The organism is Zongyangia sp., assembly GCF_965361945.1.
This window is the reverse complement of record NZ_CBDTOK010000085.1, coordinates 1-19,650: the sequence shown is the minus strand read 5'-3', so window position 1 is coordinate 19,650 and position 19,650 is coordinate 1. Positions and strand designations below refer to the sequence as shown.

Annotated in this window: 19 protein-coding genes; all 19 read left to right on the top strand. The window is 49.4% G+C overall.

Annotation, left to right across the window (positions count from 1 at the left end):
- Positions 1 to 163 precede the first annotated feature (163 nt).
- The 19 genes from recJ (at position 164) to ACZ25G_RS05335 (ending at position 19,445) form a co-directional block, all read left to right on the top strand.
- Positions 164 to 2,236, top strand: a complete 2,073-nt coding sequence (gene recJ, locus ACZ25G_RS05425) for a single-stranded-DNA-specific exonuclease RecJ (protein WP_463681798.1) — start codon at positions 164 to 166, stop codon at positions 2,234 to 2,236.
- Positions 2,226 to 4,409, top strand: coding sequence for a RelA/SpoT family protein (locus tag ACZ25G_RS05420; RefSeq protein ID WP_463681797.1), 2,184 nt, complete (start codon positions 2,226 to 2,228; stop codon positions 4,407 to 4,409). The genes recJ and ACZ25G_RS05420 overlap by 11 nt, the downstream gene beginning before the upstream one ends.
- 12 nt (positions 4,410 to 4,421) lie before the next feature.
- Positions 4,422 to 4,874, top strand: coding sequence for a D-aminoacyl-tRNA deacylase (dtd, locus tag ACZ25G_RS05415; RefSeq protein ID WP_342681142.1), 453 nt, complete (start codon positions 4,422 to 4,424; stop codon positions 4,872 to 4,874).
- 20 nt (positions 4,875 to 4,894) lie between these two features.
- Complete coding sequence (locus ACZ25G_RS05410) at positions 4,895 to 5,518, top strand: MBL fold metallo-hydrolase (RefSeq protein WP_342681141.1); 624 nt, start codon at positions 4,895 to 4,897, stop codon at positions 5,516 to 5,518.
- Entirely contained in the window at positions 5,515 to 6,999 is a 1,485-nt protein-coding gene (gene hemZ / locus ACZ25G_RS05405; protein ID WP_463681796.1) for a coproporphyrinogen dehydrogenase HemZ, read from the top strand. Before ACZ25G_RS05410 ends, hemZ begins: the two co-directional genes overlap by 4 nt.
- Positions 6,986 to 7,915, top strand: a complete 930-nt coding sequence (locus ACZ25G_RS05400; RefSeq protein ID WP_463681795.1) for a uridine kinase family protein — start codon at positions 6,986 to 6,988, stop codon at positions 7,913 to 7,915. Before hemZ ends, ACZ25G_RS05400 begins: the two co-directional genes overlap by 14 nt.
- A gap of 129 nt (positions 7,916 to 8,044) precedes the next feature.
- Entirely contained in the window at positions 8,045 to 8,494 is a 450-nt protein-coding gene (locus ACZ25G_RS05395; protein ID WP_463681794.1) for a hypothetical protein, read from the top strand.
- Positions 8,495 to 8,619: 125 nt separating this feature from the next.
- Positions 8,620 to 9,438, top strand: coding sequence for a purine-nucleoside phosphorylase (locus ACZ25G_RS05390; RefSeq protein WP_224771622.1), 819 nt, complete (start codon positions 8,620 to 8,622; stop codon positions 9,436 to 9,438).
- A gap of 18 nt (positions 9,439 to 9,456) precedes the next feature.
- Positions 9,457 to 10,749: an amidohydrolase gene (locus ACZ25G_RS05385; protein WP_191509983.1), complete on the top strand. Its 1,293-nt coding sequence runs from the start codon at positions 9,457 to 9,459 to the stop codon at positions 10,747 to 10,749.
- 14 nt (positions 10,750 to 10,763) lie between these two features.
- Complete coding sequence (locus ACZ25G_RS05380; RefSeq protein WP_191509984.1) at positions 10,764 to 12,881, top strand: glutamine synthetase III domain-containing protein; 2,118 nt, start codon at positions 10,764 to 10,766, stop codon at positions 12,879 to 12,881.
- Positions 12,882 to 12,962: 81 nt separating this feature from the next.
- Positions 12,963 to 14,705: a putative polysaccharide biosynthesis protein gene (locus tag ACZ25G_RS05375; protein ID WP_463681793.1), complete on the top strand. Its 1,743-nt coding sequence runs from the start codon at positions 12,963 to 12,965 to the stop codon at positions 14,703 to 14,705.
- Positions 14,706 to 14,817: 112 nt separating this feature from the next.
- Entirely contained in the window at positions 14,818 to 15,591 is a 774-nt protein-coding gene (gene mazG, locus ACZ25G_RS05370; protein WP_224771621.1) for a nucleoside triphosphate pyrophosphohydrolase, read from the top strand.
- Between the two features lie 57 nt (positions 15,592 to 15,648).
- A complete protein-coding gene (locus ACZ25G_RS05365; protein WP_191482866.1) occupies positions 15,649 to 15,924 on the top strand; it encodes an HU family DNA-binding protein in 276 nt (91 codons plus the stop codon).
- 93 nt (positions 15,925 to 16,017) lie between these two features.
- Positions 16,018 to 16,260: a S4 domain-containing protein gene (locus tag ACZ25G_RS05360; RefSeq protein ID WP_191482865.1), complete on the top strand. Its 243-nt coding sequence runs from the start codon at positions 16,018 to 16,020 to the stop codon at positions 16,258 to 16,260.
- Positions 16,261 to 16,342: 82 nt separating this feature from the next.
- Positions 16,343 to 16,642, top strand: a complete 300-nt coding sequence (gene yabP, locus ACZ25G_RS05355; protein ID WP_224771620.1) for a sporulation protein YabP — start codon at positions 16,343 to 16,345, stop codon at positions 16,640 to 16,642.
- Between the two features lie 60 nt (positions 16,643 to 16,702).
- The gene (gene yabQ / locus ACZ25G_RS05350) at positions 16,703 to 17,266 is read left to right on the top strand and encodes a spore cortex biosynthesis protein YabQ (RefSeq protein WP_463681813.1); all 564 of its coding nucleotides are present in this window, start codon (positions 16,703 to 16,705) and stop codon (positions 17,264 to 17,266) included.
- Between the two features lie 19 nt (positions 17,267 to 17,285).
- The gene (locus ACZ25G_RS05345) at positions 17,286 to 17,534 is read left to right on the top strand and encodes an FtsB family cell division protein (RefSeq protein ID WP_463681792.1); all 249 of its coding nucleotides are present in this window, start codon (positions 17,286 to 17,288) and stop codon (positions 17,532 to 17,534) included.
- 105 nt (positions 17,535 to 17,639) lie between these two features.
- The gene (locus ACZ25G_RS05340) at positions 17,640 to 18,083 is read left to right on the top strand and encodes a S1 RNA-binding domain-containing protein (protein WP_191509989.1); all 444 of its coding nucleotides are present in this window, start codon (positions 17,640 to 17,642) and stop codon (positions 18,081 to 18,083) included.
- A 210-nt stretch (positions 18,084 to 18,293) separates the two neighbouring features.
- Positions 18,294 to 19,445 carry an amidohydrolase gene (locus ACZ25G_RS05335; RefSeq protein WP_463681791.1) on the top strand — a complete coding sequence of 384 codons (1,152 nt, stop codon included), beginning with the start codon at positions 18,294 to 18,296 and terminating at the stop codon, positions 19,443 to 19,445.
- The last annotated feature ends 205 nt before the right edge of the window (positions 19,446 to 19,650 follow it).

Genomic DNA, 19,650 nt, shown 5'->3' with positions numbered 1-19,650 from the left:
GAAGGTGGGCCTATTTATTGAAGTTTCGCAGATGATGTGATAAAATAAAATTCTGTAAATTTGTCTATTTTTAGAATAAAAGGCTTATGGTTACAGGAAACTGGGTTATAGAGAAGCGAAAGCGCTGAGGGCGGTATAGAAACGCCCGGTGGAGGGAAATGTATTGGAATTAAAACGATGGAAGATTGCTCAATCCGACCTGTCTTTGGCCGAGCAGATAGCAAAGACGCTAAAGGTTGACCCGCTGGTTTGCGATGTGCTTTTGGGACGGGGCTATGAGAATGAAGAGCAAATTCAGCGTTTTTTAGAGGGAAGTCCAACTTTTTTTGATCCGTTTCTGATGAAGGATATGGACAAAGCCGTAGCAAGGATCCAACTGGCTGTGGAAAATGGTGAAAAAATTGCCGTTTATGGCGACTATGACTGTGATGGAATGACCGCCACCTACCTGGTCTATACCTATCTTGAAAATATTGGTGCTGATGTGTTTTTCTACATACCTGACCGAGACGGAGAAGGATATGGACTAAATAAGGGTGCGATTGACCGCATCAGCGAACAGGGGACAACGTTAATCATCACCGTAGATAACGGTATCTCGGCGCTGGATGAGGTAAAATATGCGGCAGAATTAGGCGTTGATGTGGTCATCACCGACCACCACCAACCCTTGGAGGCTCTGCCCAAAGCAGTTGCGGTGGTCGATCCTCACCGGGTGGACTGTGAAAGCCCTTATAAAAATCTTGCCGGCGTGGGAGTGGCGTTCAAGCTGCTGTGCGCGCTGGATGGCGATGACGGCTGGGGCATGATTGAACATTATGGGGATATTGTGGCCATTGGGACCATTGGCGACGTAGTCAATTTGGATGGAGAAAACCGCCTTCTCGTCAAGGAAGGTTTAAACATACTAAAAACGACGGAAAATATAGGGGTAAACGCCCTGCTGTCCGCGGCAGGCCTGGATGGAAAGCCGGTGAGCAGCGAGACGGTTGCTTTCGGTATTGTGCCGAGGATCAATGCCGCCGGCAGGTTGGGCAAGACGTCCAAAGCGCTGGAACTTTTGCTCTGTGAAGAGGAGGAGCGAGCGGCTGAGCTTGCCCGGGAAATGAACGAGCTTAACCAGCACAGACAGGCCCTGGGCAATGAAATAGCAGCCCAGGTACAGCAGCAGCTGGAAAGCGATCCTCAAAAGCGTTATCAAAAAGTCATTGTCCTTCAATCCGACCAATGGCACCATGGGATTATTGGCATCGTGGCCGCCAAGGTGGTGGAGCGTTATGGGAAGCCCTGCTTCCTCATCAGTGTGGAAGGGGACGAAGCCAGAGGCTCCGGCCGGTCTGTGGAGGGGTTCTCCCTTGCTGAGGCACTGCAAAAGAGCTGTACGCATCTGACCCGGTTTGGCGGCCATTCTCTCGCGGCTGGCTTTTCCCTCTATACAGATGATATTCCCCTCTTCCTGAGGGATTTCTATCAATATTGTGATGAGAATTTCCCGCAGATGCCCACCCTCACCCTGTCCATTGACCATGTGCTGGAAATCTCGGAGATGACCATAGAAAAAATCAAAGCGCTGGACGCATTGGAGCCCTATGGGGCGGGGAATGCCTCTCCGGTATTTGCTGTGATGGGAGCTATAGTGGACAAGGTGTACCCGCTTTCAGGGGGAAAACACTGTAAAATCCGCTTCATCAAGGACGATGACGCTTTCTACGGCCTTTATTTTGGTATGAGCCCTGACCGGTTGGAATACGCACCGGGAGATAGGGTGGATATAGCGGTAAGCTGTGACATCAGCATCTATAATGGTATGCAGCAGCTTTCCATCAAGATCAAAGATATTCGCCCGTCTGGAATCTGCGAAGAGCGGCTCTTTGCGACCAAGACCCTCTATGATGATTACCGTTTGGGACGCAAACTCCAGCAGGAAGAAAAAGAGCGTTTGTTGCCCTCTAGAGAGGATATTGCCCTATTATACCGCTACCTGCGGGAGAAAAGATTCGTCAGTTTTGGGGAAGACCTCTTGTTTGTCCGGGCGGTAGGCGATAAAATGGATTATGGGAGAATGAGGATCGCGCTGGACGTCCTGTGTGAAATGGGATTGGCGGCCCAGGTGAAGAAAAATGGGAAAATCCTTACCGGTGCTGTAAAAAATCCCCAAAAAGTTGACTTGGGAAAAAGCAAGATTCTCGCGGCTCTCTCTATAACAACACAAGGTGGTGATGGGAATGAAAAATAAGATTTATACTTTTGAGGATTTGGAGCATAAATTGCAGGAGAGCACCAAGCCCTATGACCTAGAAAAAATAAAAGTGGCATATCAGACAGCGGTGGACGCTCACCAGGGACAATGCAGAAAGTCCGGCGAGCCCTATATTTCTCATCCCATTGCTGTGGCAGTGCTTCTGGTGGATCTGGGGATGGATACAGATACCCTTTGCGCGGCGTTGCTCCACGACGTAGTAGAGGACACCGAAGTGGAACTTTCCACCATTGAGAAACAGTTTGGTTCAGAGGTTGCGCTGTTAGTGGATGGTGTAACAAAACTGGGACGGATTCCTTTTTCCTCCCGGGAACAACAGCAGGCGGAAAATGTCCGCAAAATGCTGCTGGCAGTGGCACAGGATGTCCGGGTCATCATCATCAAGCTGGCGGACCGCCTTCACAATATGCGGACGATCGACGCTCTGCCGCCGCAAAAGAGGCGGGATAAGGCCTTGGAAACCATGGAGGTATATGCGCCGCTGGCCCACCGTTTGGGAATCCGCGCCTTTAAAGAGGAATTGGAGGATATTTCCTTAAAATATTTGGATCCAATCGGCTATGATTCCATAGAAAAAGCCCTGCGGATGCGCAATGATGACCGTCAGCAGTTTCTTGAGGCGATCAAAGAGCGGATCATTGAGCGCCTTTCGAAGGATTTCAAAAACCCCTATGTAGAGGGAAGAGTTAAGAGTATCTACGGTATCTACCGTAAGGTCTATATGCAGGGGCGCTCTTTCGAAGAGATTTTTGATGTTTACGCCATCCGTATTATAGTGGACACCGTCATTGAATGTTATAACGTGCTCGGAATTATCCACGATATGTTCCGCCCGATCCCCAATCGGTTCAAGGACTATATTTCCACGCCAAAACCCAACATGTACCAGTCCCTGCATACCACTGTGGTAGGCAAAGAGGCCATTCCTTTCGAGGTGCAGATCCGCACCTGGGACATGCATCATACGGCGGAATTCGGCATTGCCGCCCACTGGAAGTATAAAGCAGGTGTCAGCGGTTCGGACAAGCTGGATGAGCGTCTGGCCTGGGTGCGTCAGCTTCTGGAGGTACAGAAAGAGTCAGACGATGTGGAGGACATTGTCCGCTCCATCAAAAACGACCTGGCTCCGGAAGAAGTTTTTGTCTTTACGCCCAAAGGGGACGTTATCAGCCTTCCTGCAGGGTCTACCGTTATCGACTTTGCCTATGCCATCCACAGTGCCGTGGGCAACCGGATGATCGGCGCCAAGGTGGATGGACGTCAGGTATCCCTGGATTTCCAGGTGCGTACCGGCATGATTGTGGAAATTGTCACCTCCAATGCCCAGGGCCATGGACCCAACCGGGATTGGCTGAAGATGGTGAAAACCAGTGAAGCCCGCAACAAGATCCGCCAGTGGTTTAAGCGGGAAAAACGGGATGAGAACATCCAGGAAGGCCGCGCGGAGCTGGAACGGGAGTTTAAACGCAACCTGATTTCCCTGCCGGAAGTCGAGATGAAAGAATTTTTGCTGGAGATCGCCAGACGGCAGCATTTAAATTCCGTTGATGATTTTTGTGCGGCCATTGGCTACGGCGGCATTTCCCTGTCCCGGATTATGCCCAGGATTAAGGATGATTTCCAGAAAAAGTACCGGGTGCCGGAGCAGAAGGCGGAACAGACTGCCAAGCCCAAAAAAGAGCATCGGCCCCAGAGCGGTGTTATTGTGGAAGGACTAGACAGCTGCCTTGTCAAGTTTGCCAAATGCTGTAATCCTCTGCCGGGCGACGATATCATCGGATTTGTCACCCGGGGCTATGGAGTTTCCATCCATAAAAAGGACTGCATTAATGTGCAGTCGGCGATGAAGGACGAAAATCAGAAGGATCGCTGGGTGCGGACAACCTGGGCAGGGCTGCCGGATAACGGCACCTTTAAGTCAACCATCGAGATTTATGCCAATGACAGGGATGGCCTGCTGGTTGATGTCAGCTTGGGGCTGACCAACCTAAAGGTGCCCCTGCATTCCCTCAACGCTAGGGAGTTAAAGGATGGCCATACCATGATTCAGGTGACCATTGGCACCAAAAGTGTGGAACAGCTTAACAGCATTATCGCCACCCTGAAACGGATTTCAGGGGTCATATCCATTGAAAGGACGTATCAGTAAAGGAGAGACGCAATGCGGGTAATATTACAGCGAGTCAGCAGTGCTGGAGTAAAAATAGATGGAAAACAGGTGGCGAAAATTGGACAGGGTCTCATGATTCTGTTAGGAGTCTGTGACGCTGATGAAAAAGCTCAGGCCGACTATCTCTGTGAAAAGGTGGCCAATCTGCGGATCTTTGCTGATGATGAGGGCAAGATGAACCGTAGCGCATTGGACGTTGATGGAGAGGTAATCATTGTTTCCAACTTTACTTTATATGCCGACTGCAAAAAAGGACGGCGTCCCTCCTATGTTAAGGCGGGAAATCCGGCCCATGCAGAACAGCTTTACGACTATTTTGTGGAAAGAATGAAAAATACTGGCGTTTCCAAGGTGGAGACAGGCAGTTTTGGCGCAGATATGGAGCTTACCATTGTCAATGATGGTCCTGTGACCATTTTTTTAGATACGGATGAACTGATGTAACCCGGGAAAGGAGAGATATGATGGAAATTCTCGTAATCCCAGTGGGATATTTACAGGAAAATTGTTATATTGCTTATGATGAGGACAAGGTGGCTGTAGTTATAGACCCCGGCGACGAGGGACAAAAATTGGTAGAAGCCATCCGAAACCGCGGCTTGGATGTCCGCTATATTCTATTGACCCATGGACATTTTGACCATACAGGGGCTGTGATGGAGATCAAGAACGAATTTGGAGCGAAGCTGTGTGTTTCCGGTGAAGATGCAGAAATGCTTACCGATCCGCAGCTAAGCCTTGCCATGCGGCAGCGGTGGAAACCGGAGGATATTTCCATCGACTGGCTTCTTTCTGACGGGGATGTCATAGAGGCGGGTAAGATGCGTTTTGAGGTCATCGCTACCCCGGGGCATTCTAAGGGTTCAGTGACCTACCGGTGTGAAAATGTGCTGTTCACAGGAGATACCCTCTTTCAAGGGGACTGTGGAAGAACAGACCTTTATGGCGGAAGCTATGAACAGATTAAGGCATCCCTTCGCCGTCTGGCCGACCTAGAGGGCGATTATCAGGTTCTTCCTGGCCATGGACCGGACAGCACTTTGGAGGAAGAACGTCTGCACAACATTTATATGGGTGCAGGCGTATGACGCTGATCTTTGATGGGCACTCCTTCCGCTATGAATTAGAAAGCCTCTGCCGGTTCTTTTTTACCGGAGAGACGGTTACCTCGGTGTGGAAGGACTCCCCGGAATATTTGGGAGACTATGAAGAATATATTTTGACAACGCTGCGGGAGAAGGAAGACAGGGCTCTGCTGTCTGTCAAAGCCAGATACCGCGGCCGTGAAGAAGAGGGGCAGGACACAGTCTGTAAAGGAGTACCCAATTTTACCCAAAGCTGTGAATTTACATTTGGGGTGCTGATCTACCGCGTTCTGTCGCAGCTGACTGGGGTTTTTCCGCAATGGGGAGTGCTGACCGGTGTCCGTCCAGTAAAGCTTTTCCGCTCCCTGCTGGAACAGGGAATGGGGGAAGATAAGGCAAAAGAGTACTTTCAGTCCCATTATCTTGTCTCCCCACAAAAGGCGGCGTTGGCCTCCATTATTGCGGAAAACCAGCGGACGATTTTAAGCCATAATCGAAAAAAATCCTACAGTCTTTACCTTTCCATGCCCTTTTGCCCCAGCCGCTGCCATTACTGCTCCTTTGTCTCCCACAACATTGAAAAGACAAAAAAGCTGGTGCCTGATTATCTGCGGCTGATGAAAGAAGAAATCCGGGCAGCGGGACGCCAAGCGAAGGAATTGGGTCTTCAGCTTACCTCCATCTATTTCGGAGGGGGGACACCGACCTCGGTTAGCGCCCAGGAGCTAAAGGGTATTCTGGATACAGTGGCGGAAAGCTTTCCGGTGCAAGACGCCCTGGAATACACGGTGGAAGCCGGCCGTCCTGATACCATCGACAGAGAAAAGCTGCAGGTGCTCAAAGATGCAGGCGTCACCCGCATCAGCATCAACCCTCAGACCCTCCAGGACAGGGTGCTTCAGGGCATTGGCAGAAACCACACCGCCGCTCAGGCCGTGGAGGCATTCCACCTGGCGAGAGAAATGGGCTTTCAGGATATCAATATGGATTTGATTGCCGGATTGCCGGGGGATGATCTGCCGGGATTTTGTGACACCCTGGATAGGGTGAAGCAGCTTTCCCCAGAAAATGTGACGGTGCATACACTGACTGTAAAACGCTCTTCGGATATTGGAGGGGAATACGTTTCCCTTTATAAAGCCAGCCAGGATGAGGTTTCCCAGATGGTGGACTATGCCCAGAAGCAGCTGATGGAGGAGGGATGGCGTCCTTATTATCTCTATCGTCAGAAGAACACCATTGCGAATTTAGAGAATGTGGGCTACGCCAAACCGGGGTATGAAAGTGCCTACAATATTCTGATCATGGAAGAAGTCCACACCATTCTCGCTTTGGGCGCGGGAGCGGTGACAAAACTGGTAAATCCAGAGACAGGAGAAATTCAGCGGATTTATAATTTCAAGTATCCTTATGAATACATTCGTAGATTTGATGAGATGATGCGCAGAAAGGAGAAGGTGGTGAGCTTTTTTGAAAATCCTTGATCTTTCAAAGCCCCATTATGACGTCACAGACATCAATCGCATGGCGGAAAATGATCCGCAAGGCCTGGTGGCGCTGGGAGAGAAAACATACGGAGACCATCTGCTTGGGGCAGCACTGGAAATACAAAAACGAATTGACAAGGTAAGTTTTGTCATGATCGCGGGCCCTACAGCTTCGGGAAAAACGACAACGGCCAGAAAACTGCAACATCAGCTGGAGAAAATCGGCATCGGCGCTGTGGTAATTTCCCTGGATGACTTTTTCATCGGAACCAAGGCGCCGACCAAATTTGCCGACGGACGCAGCGATTATGAGAGTATATTTTCTTTGGATATCCACTGTATGCATGAGTGCTTTTATCATCTGATCCAGGAGGGACAGGCCTGGTTTCCTATCTTTGACTTTGAAACTGGGGAGCGCTCCGCCAAGGAGAAGCGGGTGAGGATCACCGGCAATGACGTGGTGATTGTGGAAGGGCTGCACGCCCTCAATCCTGTACTTCTTCCGCCTATGGACCAGGAAAAGCTTTTTCGCATTTATGTGTCAGTGAAAAGCCGGTTTGTGACCGGCCAATATGTGCTGATCGGTCAAGAAAATACAAGGCTGATCCGCCGGATGGTGCGGGACTATCATTTCCGGAACACGCCTCCGGAAAAAACATTAGAAAACTGGAAAGACATCTGTCATGCCTCTCAACTTTATATCGAGCCCTTTGAAAAGACTGCGGATTTGACCATTGATACGGCTATCATGTATGAGCCCAGCCTTTTCCGGGAAGAACTGCTCCCCCTTCTTGAGGGTTATGAAAGCCATAAGGAGAAGGTGGAGCTGATTAAAAACGCAATTTCTACTTTTTCCCCCATCAGCTCTCAGTGGGTGCCAGCGGATTCTTTGCTGAGAGAGTTTATCGGCTGAATACAAAATGTTTGAAAGACATATTAATTTTTTATAAATTCTCATGAGAAATCCTCCTATTTAGGGAGGAAAGTATTATAATGAGAGCAAGATAAGATGTGAATTTCCAACGTTTAAGGAGGAATTATAATGGATATGTTTGATAGTTTTTTCTCTGCGGCAAAGGATGCCTGCGATAAAGCGGGCAAAAAGACGGAAGAGGTCGTGGCCATTTCCAAGCTGAAGCTCAAATGCTCCCAAACCAAGGGAGAAATCGAGAAGGCCTATGGCAGACTGGGTAAAATTGTATATGACTGTAAAATTTCCGGAGTTGAAAATGATGAGCTCATCAACGTCTGTGTAGCGGAAATCAAGGAGTTGGCTGCACAGCTGGAGGCGGATACTGAAAAGCTGATGGAGCTGAAAAAATTGGTACGCTGCAAGTCCTGCGGCTTTGCTAACCCTACCGGTTCCGTATTCTGCAATCGCTGTGGCTCCAAACTGGATGCTTCTGAAGCGTCGGAGACTCAGGAAACTGTTGAGGATGACGAGGCTGGACAGGATCCAGAGGCCCAGGAAGGCTCTGATACAGAAGAATAGAATAACCGTCGAGCCGGACATAGAGCGAGAATCATAATAGGAGGCCCGGTAACGAATCGCTTCGTTACCGGGCATTTTTCTTTCTGTACACATGGGTGGACGGTTTTCGAAAGGGGAGAGACAGAGTGTTTGATTATACAGATTATGCGGCGTCGGCAATGTATATCGGAGAGAAAATTGGGGAGAAGCCGGACGCAGCGGTTATCTTAGGGTCGGGATTGGGCGAATATGCCAAACATTTTCCGCAAGCGGTCACCATTGCCTATGAAGAGATTCCGCATTTTCCAAAGGGCACCAATCAGTCCCATGCCTATCAGATGCATTTTGTGGAATTAGGTGGGAAGAAAGTTCTCCTTCTCTCAGGAAGATATCACTATTACGAGGGCTTTTCCATGGAGCAGGTAGCTTATCCCACCAGAGTATTGCATCTTTTAGGGGTGGACAAACTGGTTGTCACCAATGCAGCGGGAGGGATTAATGGAAGCTTCCAGCCGGGGGATTTTATGCTGATTACCGATCATGTGAAATTTTTTACAGAATCTCCAGCCAGAGGAAAGAACATTGAAGAATTAGGGCCGCGCTTTTTTGATATGTCCCACGCCTATGATCCAACGCTTATGGAGATCGCGCGAAAAGCAGCGGGGGAATGCGGTGTCATGTTGCGGGAGGGCGTTTATGGGTTTATGTCAGGCCCTCAATTTGAAACACCTGCGGAAATTCGGGCTCTGCGGACTTTAGGCTGTGACGCAGTAGGCATGTCTACGGTACCAGAAGTGATTGCAGCAGCCCACTGCGGCATGAAGGTTCTTGGAATTTCCTGCATCTCGAATCTGGCGGCGGGAATGCTGGCACAGCCTATTACCGATGAAGAGGTGGTAGAGATCACCTCCCGAAGGGCCGGAGTATTTCAGAAGTTGTTATCCGCCATCCTTGAAAAGCTGTGAGACAAGCGGAGGAGAAAAATGCTGTTTCGTGATATTACCATCATTGATGAAAACTTTAAGGTGCGTCGGCATTGTTATGTGGGCATTAAAGGAGATAAAATAGATTATATTTCCAATAAGATGCCCCAGGAAGACTATGGAGAAGTTTATGCGGGTCGGGACAAGGTGCTGATCCCTGGTCTTGTCAATGCCCACTGTCATGTGGCTATGACCTTGTTGCGAGGCTATGCGGAAGGACTGCCCCTGGACCGTTGGCTTCAGGAGAAGGTGTTCCCCTTTGAGGCAAAGATTCAAGGAGAACACTTCTATTACGGCGCTATGTTGGGGATCGCAGAGATGTTGGCCAGCGGCGTCACCAGCTTTTCCGAGATGTATTTTTCGGTGGATGAGATTGCCCGTGCAGTAGAAGAAACAGGAATCAAGTGCAATCTGGCGGTAGGGGTGACGTCGGTGGGACAAAGCGCGTCTTTCGAGCAAAACCCCATGGTAGTTCACCTGAAGGAGATGCACCAAAAGTGGAATGGCGCTCAGAATGGCCGGATCCTGGTGGATACCTGCCTGCATGCGGAATATACCACAGACGAACATACCGTGCGGGAGATGGCAGCCCTCGCTCAGGAATGGGGGAGCATTACCCATATCCACCTTTCTGAGACAAAAAAGGAACAGGAAGAATGCAAAACCCGGCATGGGGGACGTTCTCCAGCACGCTATTTCGCCGATTGTGGTATTTTAAATGGACCTACCCATTTTGCCCACTGTGTCCATCTGGAAGAGGAGGACCGCCGCCTTTTGGCGGAGCATGGGGCCAGTGTTGCCCATTGTCCGGCCAGCAACCTGAAGCTGGGCAGCGGAATTGCCGATGTGGCGGCCCTGCGCAGCAGCGGCATTTGTGTGGCCATCGGTACCGACGGCGCTGCCAGCAACAATAATCTAGACATGCTTGCAGAACTGCGGCTGGCCTCCCTGCTTTGCAAGGGCAGCACTGGGGATCCCTGCGCCCTCCCGCCGGAAGAGGTGCTTTATATGGCGACCCGAGCAGGCGCTCTCAGCCAGGGACGGGAAAATTGCGGACTCATCAAAGAGGGATTTCAGGCAGATTTAGCGGTGATCGATCTGCATCGGCCGCATATTCAGCCGGTGTTCGACGAACTAAACGCCATTGTCTACGCAGCCCGCTCTTCTGATGTGGTGCTGACCATGTGTGACGGGCGGGTTTTATATAGAGATGGAGTCTATCTCACCCTAGGAGATGAAGGAATCATAGCTGGCTGTGCCCGTTCCTCCGGGGAGATTTTAGAGAAATTATAAGGGGAGGCAATCAGATGGAAGATTCAATCCGAGATTGTAAACTGTGTGATATTTTTGGCACCCATGTCTTTGATGATCGGGTGATGCAGGAAAGACTGCCGGAAGAAACCTATAGAGAGCTGAAAAAGGTCATTGATGAAGGCAGAATGTTGGACGCAAAACTGGCGGAGGTGGTGGCCAACGCCATGAAGGACTGGGCAGTGGCCATGGGCGCTACCCACTATACCCACTGGTTCCAGCCACTAAACGGTTGCACAGCGGAGAAATATGAGTCTTTTATGTCCACTACTTCTGGCGGCGGCGCCATCATGGAGTTTTCAGGGAAGATGCTCATTAAGGGAGAATCAGACGCTTCCTCTTTTCCTTCTGGCGGGCTGCGCTGTACTTTCGAAGCGAGAGGGTACACCATGTGGGACCCAACTTCGCCAGCCTTCCTCAAGGAGGACAAATCGGGGGTGACCCTGTGTATTCCCACTGCGTTTTGTTCCTATAATGGGGATTCTTTGGATGAAAAGACTCCGCTCCTCCGTGCGGCACGTGCTTTGGAAAAAGAGGCGCTGCGCCTGCTCCGCCTGTTTGGAGACCATCAGGTCCGGCATGTCAGGGCGGCGGTGGGCGCTGAACAGGAATACTTCCTCATTGATCTGGAAACCTATCAAAAACGGGAGGACCTAAAGCTTTGCGGCCGCACCCTATTTGGTGCCCGTCCCCCCAAGTGCCAGGAGTTGGACGATCACTATTACGCTTCCCTCAATGAGCGGGTTTCCCTTTTTATGAAGGAAATCGATGAAGAGCTTTGGAGTATGGGGGTATCCGCCAAGACCAAACATAACGAGGCCGCACCCTGTCAACACGAATTGGCCCCAATCTTTACGGTGGACAATATTTCTGCCGATCAAAACCAGCTGATGATGGAAACACTGCATCGGGTGGCATTGCGCCATCGGTTGGTCTGCTTGCTCCATGAAAAGCCCTTCGCCTATGTCAACGGTTCAGGTAAGCACAACAATTGGTCCCTCATGACCGATAACGGTCAGAATCTACTGGAGCCAGGGGATAATCCTTATGACAATGCGAAATTCCTCATGTTTTTATGTGCGGTGATTCGGGCTATCGATCTGTATGCCCCGCTATTGCGTACAGCAGCTTCCAGTGCTGGCAATGACCAACGGCTGGGAGGCTATGAAGCGCCTCCTTCCATTGTTTCCATCTGCCTAGGCGATTCCATGCTTTCAGTTTTAAAACGTTTGGCGGGGGAATCCGGTGAGGAAGAGTATCAGAGCGGTGCTGTCGTGGACTTTGGAATTCCCTCCCTGCCTCAATTGCAGGTAGACGCTACCGATCGCAATCGAACCTCTCCCTTTGCCTTTACCGGCTCCAAATTTGAATTTCGGATGCTCGGCTCTTCTATGTCGGTATCCTGGGTTAACGCCACCCTCAACACCATGGTGGCGGAATCCTTGGACTGGATCTCGGAACGCTTGGAAAACTGCCGGGATTTTGACGGGGAAATCGTCAAAATTATCAAGGAGATCTATCTGAAACACGGGAAAGTCATCTATAACGGCAACAGTTATGCGCCGGAATGGCCGGCAGAAGCTGCCAAGAGAGGGCTGCCCTGTATCTCGGATACGGTGAGTGCCGCGAAAATTCTTACCCATCAACGGGCGATTGACTTATTCTCAAGGTACCATGTCTGCCGGGAGAGCGAGTTGCGCGCCCGGGAAGAGGTAATGCTGGAGCGCTACAGCAAGCACCTACTTATTGAGGCTAACACCATGGTGCGGATGGTCAATCGGGAGATCTATCCGGCGGTTATGCGGTATGCCACCGAACTTGCTCAGAGCATTACCGCTGTCCGGGCCCACCAATATACAGCCAAGTCCCAGGAACAGCGGCTGGAATTTATCAGCCGGAAGTTGGATGAACTGGATAGTGCCGTTATCGAGTTGGGCCAGATTGCTGAGCGGATTGCCGCGCTGCAGGAGATGGAGCAGCGGGCTATCCAATGTAGGGATCAGATCCTGCCGTCCATGAATAAGATCAGAACCATAGCGGATGCTTTGGAAGTGATTGTGGACAAGAAGATCTGGCCGATTCCCACCTATGAAGAGATCCTCTATAATGTATAATTAAAGCTACGGGACAATACTTATAAAGAGAGGGGACAAATTGCCTATTTAGGGCAAATCGACAAGGGGGAAGTAGCTTACATGCCGAACAGACCCAAGCAGAGTTTCCTGCACGGTGCGATTATTTTAATGGTTGCCACCGTTATTGTCAAACTCATTGGCGCAGTATTTAAAATCCCCCTGACCAACCTTATAGGCGGGGAAGGAATGGGCTATTTTACCACAGCCTATGGGCTGTTTAATCCCATCTATGCTCTCTCTATTGCAGGACTGCCGGTGGCAGTAGCCAAGATGGTGGCGGAAAATGCTGCCCTGCGCCGTTTCAAAGACATTCGAAGGATTATGCGGATTTCTACGGCGCTTTTTTTTATCATGGGCATTGCGGGCCTTTCGCTTATTGTATTCGGTTCAGGGCTTTTTGTCCGGGCAGTGGGAAACCCTGGAGCGTTTTGGTCGGTGATTGCCATCTCCCCGGCAATCTTTTTCGGATGTATGACCTCGGCTTACCGGGGCTATTATCAGGGACTGCGAAATATGTATCCCACGGCAGTGTCTCAGATTGTAGAGGCGATTATCAAGCTGGCCGGAGGATTGCTAGGCGCTTATCTTATGCTGCTGTGGGGTGCAAGACAATTTGAAAGTGGGGGTCCTGTCTTTGGCCAGGCGGTTGCCACCATGGAGCAAGCCCAAGCGGCTAGTTTGCCCTATGCAGCGGCCGGCGCTATTTTCGGCGTCACTCTGAGCACCTTAGGCGGCGTCGCTTATCTTTGGATCCGCCATAAATGCAGGGGTGACGGTATTACAGAAGCAGAGGTAGAAGCATCGCCGGAGCCTCGCCCGGCAAAGCAGCTGCGCCGCCGGCTCATCCGGCTGGCCATTCCGGTCTGCTTGGGAGCGGTCGCAGTCAATCTGACCTCAATGATTGACCTGGTATCGGTGATGAACCGGCTGGATACTGCCATTGGGCAGGACAGTGCCGCAGTTTTATCTATGTACCAGGGACTGATTCCTGAGGGGATGAGCCTTGGCCAAATTCCCAATTATCTTTTCGGCTCTTACCAGGCGCTAGCCATTACCATCTTTAATCTGGTGCCCTCCCTCACCACGACCCTTGGCGTCAGTGCTCTGCCTGCGGTGGCCACAGCTTGGGCTACCAGAAGTGAAAAGGAATTGCGCCGAAATGTGGAGGCTGTCATTCGCATGACCTGTTTGGTGGCGATTCCGGCGGGACTGGGACTCTTTGCCCTGGCAGGGCCGATCCTGCAGATGCTCTTTTCTGCCAGGGCGGCAGAGGCTGTCATTGCTACGCCTTTGTTGCAGATGCTGGGAATTGCGGCCATTTTCGTGGCGGTAGCTACGCCAATCAACAGCATGCTCCAGGCGGTGGGACGGCCGGATCTGCCGGTGAAGCTGATGGTGGCAGGAGGAATTGTCAAGCTGGGGATCAACTTTTTTCTGGTGGCGGTTCCATCGGTTAACATCAACGGAGCGCCGATTGGCACCATTATCTGTTATTTGATTATTGTTGTCGCCGGTATTATCTGCTTATGTAGAATTACAGATGTAGTCCCCAATTTGGTCGGTGTCTTTATCAAGCCCTTGATTGCAGGAGGAATATGCGCTGCCACAGGATGGGCCAGCTTTGGACTGCTCCACGTGAGACTGGGAAATACCCTCTCTGTCATCGGAGCAATCGCACTGGCATGTGTGGTTTATCTTGTCTCTTTGTTTTTGATCCATGCCATTACCAAAGATGACGTGATTATGCTTCCGAAAGGAGAAAAAATCGCAAAACTACTTGAAAAACGAGGTCTGATAAGGTAAGATATAACTTGCTCATGAAAAATCCAGCAATTCGTGGATTTTTCAGGCGGGATGCGATAAGAATAAAGGTGAAGTTATGCCACGGGAATTTAAGCGCAAAGACAGATATAACATGGATGACCTCCTTGCTATCATGGAGATCCTCCGTGGGGAGAATGGTTGCCCCTGGGACCGAGAGCAGGACCATCACTCTATCCGGAAAAACTTTTTAGAGGAGACCTACGAGGTTCTGGAGGCCATTGATAACGAGGATCCAAAGCTGCTTCGTGAGGAATTAGGTGACGTACTGCTCCAGGTGGTGTTTCACGCCCGTATGGAGGAGGAAGAAGGCCGTTTCAACTTTGATGATGTGGCTAACGATATCTGTCAGAAACTCATTATCCGGCATCCGCACATCTTTGGTGATATCAAGGTGAAAGACAGCGACCAAGTGCTCGTCAACTGGGATAAAATTAAACAGGCGACCAAAGGCCAGAAAACAGCCACAGAAACCTTGCAGAATGTTCCCAAAGTACTTCCGGCCCTGATGCGCAGTGCCAAGGTGCAGCAGCGGGCGGCCCGGGCGGGCTTTGATTACGATGATGTTGCCGGAGCGCTTTCCGAGCTAAAAAGCGAAATTGCAGAATTGGAGCAAGCGATTGCCCTGGGTGAGACATTGCACTGTAGGGAAGAAATGGGCGATGTTTTTTTCGCGGCTGTCAATGTATCCAGATTTTTGGATGTTGACGCAGAGGAATGCCTAGGGGAGGCGACAGAAAAGTTCATCCGTCGGTTTGCCGTAGTCGAAACTTTGGCAGACCAGAACGGGGTGGATATGAAAAAAGCAGATCTAGAGAGTCTTGATGGCCTTTGGAAAGAGGCAAAAGCAAAGTTGTCAAACGGTTGACCGAAATCAAGGGCGGCCGTTTTAGGAAATTAAACTTGAAATACGGAGGAAATTCACATGACAAAGGCAGAACTGATAAATCTGGTTGCAGAAAAAGCAGATATCTCTAAAAAAGAGAGCGATAAAGTCGTTGGTGCTGTTATCGATTCCATTACGGAAGCACTGGTCAAGGGCGAGAAAATCCAAATTGTTGGTTTTGGCACATTTGAAGTGAAGGAGCGCGGCGAGAGAAAGGGCAGAAATCCCAGAACAAAAGAGGAGATCACCATTCCCGCATCTAAACTGCCGACCTTTAAAGCCGGCAAGGCTCTGAAGGATGCAGTCGCAAAATAAGAAAACATCGATGTGTTAAAAAACCGGTTTTCTAACCGGTTTTTTTGTTGCTTACTTCAGTGAAAATGATGAGACGTAGAAAGGGGAAAAGCGATGAGACTAGATAAATACCTCAAGGTAACGAGGCTGATTAAGCGTCGTACCATTGCGAATGAGGCCTGTGATGCTGGCCGTATCGTTGTCAACGGTAAGGCCGCACGAGCCTCCTATGATGTAAAAGAGGGAGACATTGTGGAAATTAACATGGGAAGCCGTCCGCTGAAGGTGCGGGTACTCAAGGTGAGCGAATACGCCAACAAAGAAAACGCCGCCACCCACTATGAAGTGGTGGAATAGCCTGCAGTCATAAACTCCTGTTGTCCATCATAAAATGCATTGATGGGCAACAGGAGTTTTTTGCTTTGCCGCAAAATCAGTAATGGAGGTCAAGAAAATGGTAGACGAGAAAAAAGTAGTAAAATTGCCCCATAATCTGATCTTAGAGGATAGACGGGCTTTGAGTGTGTCCGGAGTTGCTGATATAGACAGCTTTGATGAACAAAGCGTTATCCTGTTTACCGATTTAGGAGAGCTGACGGTAAAGGGCTTTAATCTCCACATCAACAAGCTGAATGTAGATACAGGAGAGTTAACATTGGAGGGGGAGATTTATTCCTTATCCTATGCGGATGAACAACCCCAAAAGGGCGGAGGATTCCTGTCTAAAATTTTCAAGTAAACCCTTCCATCACAGGAAGAATAGAACATCCGGAAAGGTATGGTAAGGCAAGTGAATGTGATGATCGCTCAGCAAACCCAGGTGTTTCTCATCGCGTGCCTTATCGGTGCTGGATTAGGCGCTTTTTATGATGTCTTTCGGATTATCCGGATTGCCGTCAAAAATCCAGCAGCCATTGTTTTTTTGGAAGACGCTTTATTTTTCGCTGTATGTGCGCTCGTGACCTTCTTTTATATGATGCAGTCTATAGGCGGGCAGCTGCGTTTTTTCATTGTGCTGGGAGAACTTCTTGGCGGTGTAATTTATTATTTTACTATCGGTTCCTTGGTCATGAAGATCTCAAAGTTGATTATTCGTGCGGTCAAAGCCGTGTTTCGTTTTATCTATCGGGTGCTTATCCGCCCTGTATTGATTCTATTAGTTTGGCTAGGCCGCAAGATCCGCAAATTCCTGTCAAAATTGATGATTCCGTTCAAAAAATTTGGTACAAAAGTAAAATTCCGCTTGAAACAACGACAGGTTTTATTGTATAATCTATTTAAACGTAACAAAAAAAGAAATCGGAAAGATAGGATGCGCCGAAAGGGTGGGAAAAACGGTGGCAGTAAAAAAAGAAAAAGCTAAAAAACATATTTTTCTACGTTTGGCAGTAGTCGCTTTCGGTGTCTATACAATAGCCACCCTTGTGACCCAGCAGATCGAAATCCGGGAACAAAAGGCTTATCTGGAGAACATCCAGCAACAGTGTGAGGCTCAGGAGATGGAAAACTTGGAGGTAGAGCGGCTGCTCTCCCAGGGCGATGATGAGAGCTACGTAGAAAAGGTGGCGAGGGATAAGCTGGATTATGCTTATCCTGATGAGAAAGTCTTTGTAGATGCTTCCGGCAGTTGATGACACAAAATCTGGAAAGAGAAAAAGCAGCTTGCTTTTCTCTTGGATTTTAAGTATAATGTAACGCAATCATTGTGAATTTATTAAGGAGGACAAAGCAACTATATGCAGCTGGAAGTTGGAAGCATCGTGGAAGGCAAGGTGACCGGCATTACAAAGTTCGGCGCGTTTATTGAACTACCGGGAGGTAGGACCGGTATGGTACATATCTCTGAGGTGGCGCCGACTTATGTCAAGGAAATTAAAGACCACATCTCAGAAAATCAGATGGTCAAGGTCAAAATCCTCAACATAGGTGAGGATGGGAAGGTAAGTTTGTCGATCAAGCGTGCCATGGATAATCCTTCGCCAGCGCAGCCGCGGAAGAATAATTTTCAGCGGTCGGATTTTCGTGATTTTAGCAGAAGCAGAAAAAGTGAGCCCCAAAGCTTCGAAGATATGATGAATAAGTTCAAACAAACCAGCGACGAAAAAATGTATGACCTAAAAAAATTTATGGATGGTAAACGCGGCTCATCGGGTCGCCGGGGCGGCGGACAAAACAGATAATCTAATTTTACTGAAACGAAGTGGCGACGCTTCGTTTTTTTGTTTTCTGACCATATCCACAAAAAAATACGCCATCACTGAGGATGGCGTCACAATAAAATAATAGGGGAAGTGTTTGGAAAATAGGATGTTACATTCATATAATACCATATTTTCCAATATTTGTAAACTATATTTTTTAAAGTTTTTTATGAAGAAATGAGGGCAAGGATGTATATTATTAATGCAAAAATCAACACAGTGACTAATGGAGTGATTGAGCGGGGATTCCTGCAGATAGAGGATGGAAAGATTGCGAAAGTTGGCCCTATGGAGGAGCTCGATGCGCAGGGGGATGCCCTAGACATGCATGGATTTACTGTATATCCAGGCTTTATTGACGCCCACACCCATCTGGGCATGTGGGAAGATGGCCTTGGATTTGAGGGTGATGACGGCAATGAGGAAACAGATCCGATTACGCCTCACCTTCGGGCCTGTGATGCTGTCAATCCCATGGATCGCTGCTTTGAAGAAGCCCGTCAAGCCGGTATTACAACGGTGGTAACAGGGCCAGGGAGTGCCAATCCTATTTCTGGACAGATGTTGGCGATGAAGACACAGGGCCGGAGAATGGAAAGCTGTATAATCAAAGACCCAGTTGCCATGAAATTCGCTCTGGGGGAAAATCCCAAAAGCGTCTATCATGCCAAAGGGGAGGCGCCGGTGACACGTATGGCAACGGCGGCTCTGATTCGGGAACAGTTATACAAGGCCCGCCGTTATATGGAAGATATGGAAAAGGCCCAAAATGACGAAGACTGTGATGAACCGGAATACGATATGAAGTGTGAGGCGCTCATTCCTGTACTCAGGCGGGAGGTGAAGGCACATATCCATGTCCACCGGGCTGACGATATGTTTACGGCTATCCGTTTGGCCAAGGAATTTGACCTGGATTATGTTCTGATCCATGGCACAGAAGGGTATAAAATCGCTGACGTGCTGCTGGAGGAAGGGGCCTGTGTCGTTGCCGGCCCCATCCTATGTGACCGATCCAAGCCAGAGCTCAGAGAGTTGACCCCGGCCAATCCCGGGATGTTGTCCAATTGCGGAGTGTCGGTTGCCCTCTGTACCGATCATCCAGAGATCCCCATTCAGTATCTCCCCCTGTGTGCCGGTATTGCGGTTAAGGAGGGGATGGACTATCATGAGGCCCTTAAAGCCATTACCATTTCCCCGGCGAAAATTTGTGGAATCGATGACCGGGTGGGCTCGATTGAGGTGGGTAAGGACGCCGATCTGGTGGTTTTTGCCGGTGATCCCTTTTCTGTCTATGCCAAGCCCAAAATGGTGATGATTGACGGTTCAATTATTGTATAAATAGAGCTGTCACATTTGAAAAAGCTTGGTTTTCACCGGGGTAAATGAAGCGCCGGAGGGTAATATTATGGAAGATCTGCCTCCTATCTGGGAACGCTTTGGCGCAATTAGTGGAGGCGACTCTATCACAGGGAACAAAACCACAGATTTATAGCAGTTCTTTTGTAGATATATCCAAATTCATAGAAAATTCCGAAATTGTCTT

Bases quoted from the DNA above. Each gene is read 5' to 3' on its own strand.
- ACZ25G_RS05420 (WP_463681797.1), top strand. From the start codon at position 2,226: ATGAAAAATAAGATTTATACTTTTGAGGATTTGGAGCATAAATTGCAG.
- dtd (WP_342681142.1), top strand. From the start codon at position 4,422: ATGCGGGTAATATTACAGCGAGTCAGCAGTGCTGGAGTAAAAATAGAT.
- ACZ25G_RS05410 (WP_342681141.1), top strand. From the start codon at position 4,895: ATGGAAATTCTCGTAATCCCAGTGGGATATTTACAGGAAAATTGTTAT.
- hemZ (WP_463681796.1), top strand. From the start codon at position 5,515: ATGACGCTGATCTTTGATGGGCACTCCTTCCGCTATGAATTAGAAAGC.
- ACZ25G_RS05395 (WP_463681794.1), top strand. From the start codon at position 8,045: ATGGATATGTTTGATAGTTTTTTCTCTGCGGCAAAGGATGCCTGCGAT.
- ACZ25G_RS05385 (WP_191509983.1), top strand. From the start codon at position 9,457: ATGCTGTTTCGTGATATTACCATCATTGATGAAAACTTTAAGGTGCGT.
- ACZ25G_RS05380 (WP_191509984.1), top strand. From the start codon at position 10,764: ATGGAAGATTCAATCCGAGATTGTAAACTGTGTGATATTTTTGGCACC.
- ACZ25G_RS05375 (WP_463681793.1), top strand. From the start codon at position 12,963: ATGCCGAACAGACCCAAGCAGAGTTTCCTGCACGGTGCGATTATTTTA.
- mazG (WP_224771621.1), top strand. From the start codon at position 14,818: ATGGATGACCTCCTTGCTATCATGGAGATCCTCCGTGGGGAGAATGGT.
- ACZ25G_RS05365 (WP_191482866.1), top strand. From the start codon at position 15,649: ATGACAAAGGCAGAACTGATAAATCTGGTTGCAGAAAAAGCAGATATC.
- ACZ25G_RS05360 (WP_191482865.1), top strand. From the start codon at position 16,018: ATGAGACTAGATAAATACCTCAAGGTAACGAGGCTGATTAAGCGTCGT.
- yabP (WP_224771620.1), top strand. From the start codon at position 16,343: ATGGAGGTCAAGAAAATGGTAGACGAGAAAAAAGTAGTAAAATTGCCC.
- yabQ (WP_463681813.1), top strand. From the start codon at position 16,703: ATGATCGCTCAGCAAACCCAGGTGTTTCTCATCGCGTGCCTTATCGGT.
- ACZ25G_RS05340 (WP_191509989.1), top strand. From the start codon at position 17,640: ATGCAGCTGGAAGTTGGAAGCATCGTGGAAGGCAAGGTGACCGGCATT.
- ACZ25G_RS05335 (WP_463681791.1), top strand. From the start codon at position 18,294: ATGTATATTATTAATGCAAAAATCAACACAGTGACTAATGGAGTGATT.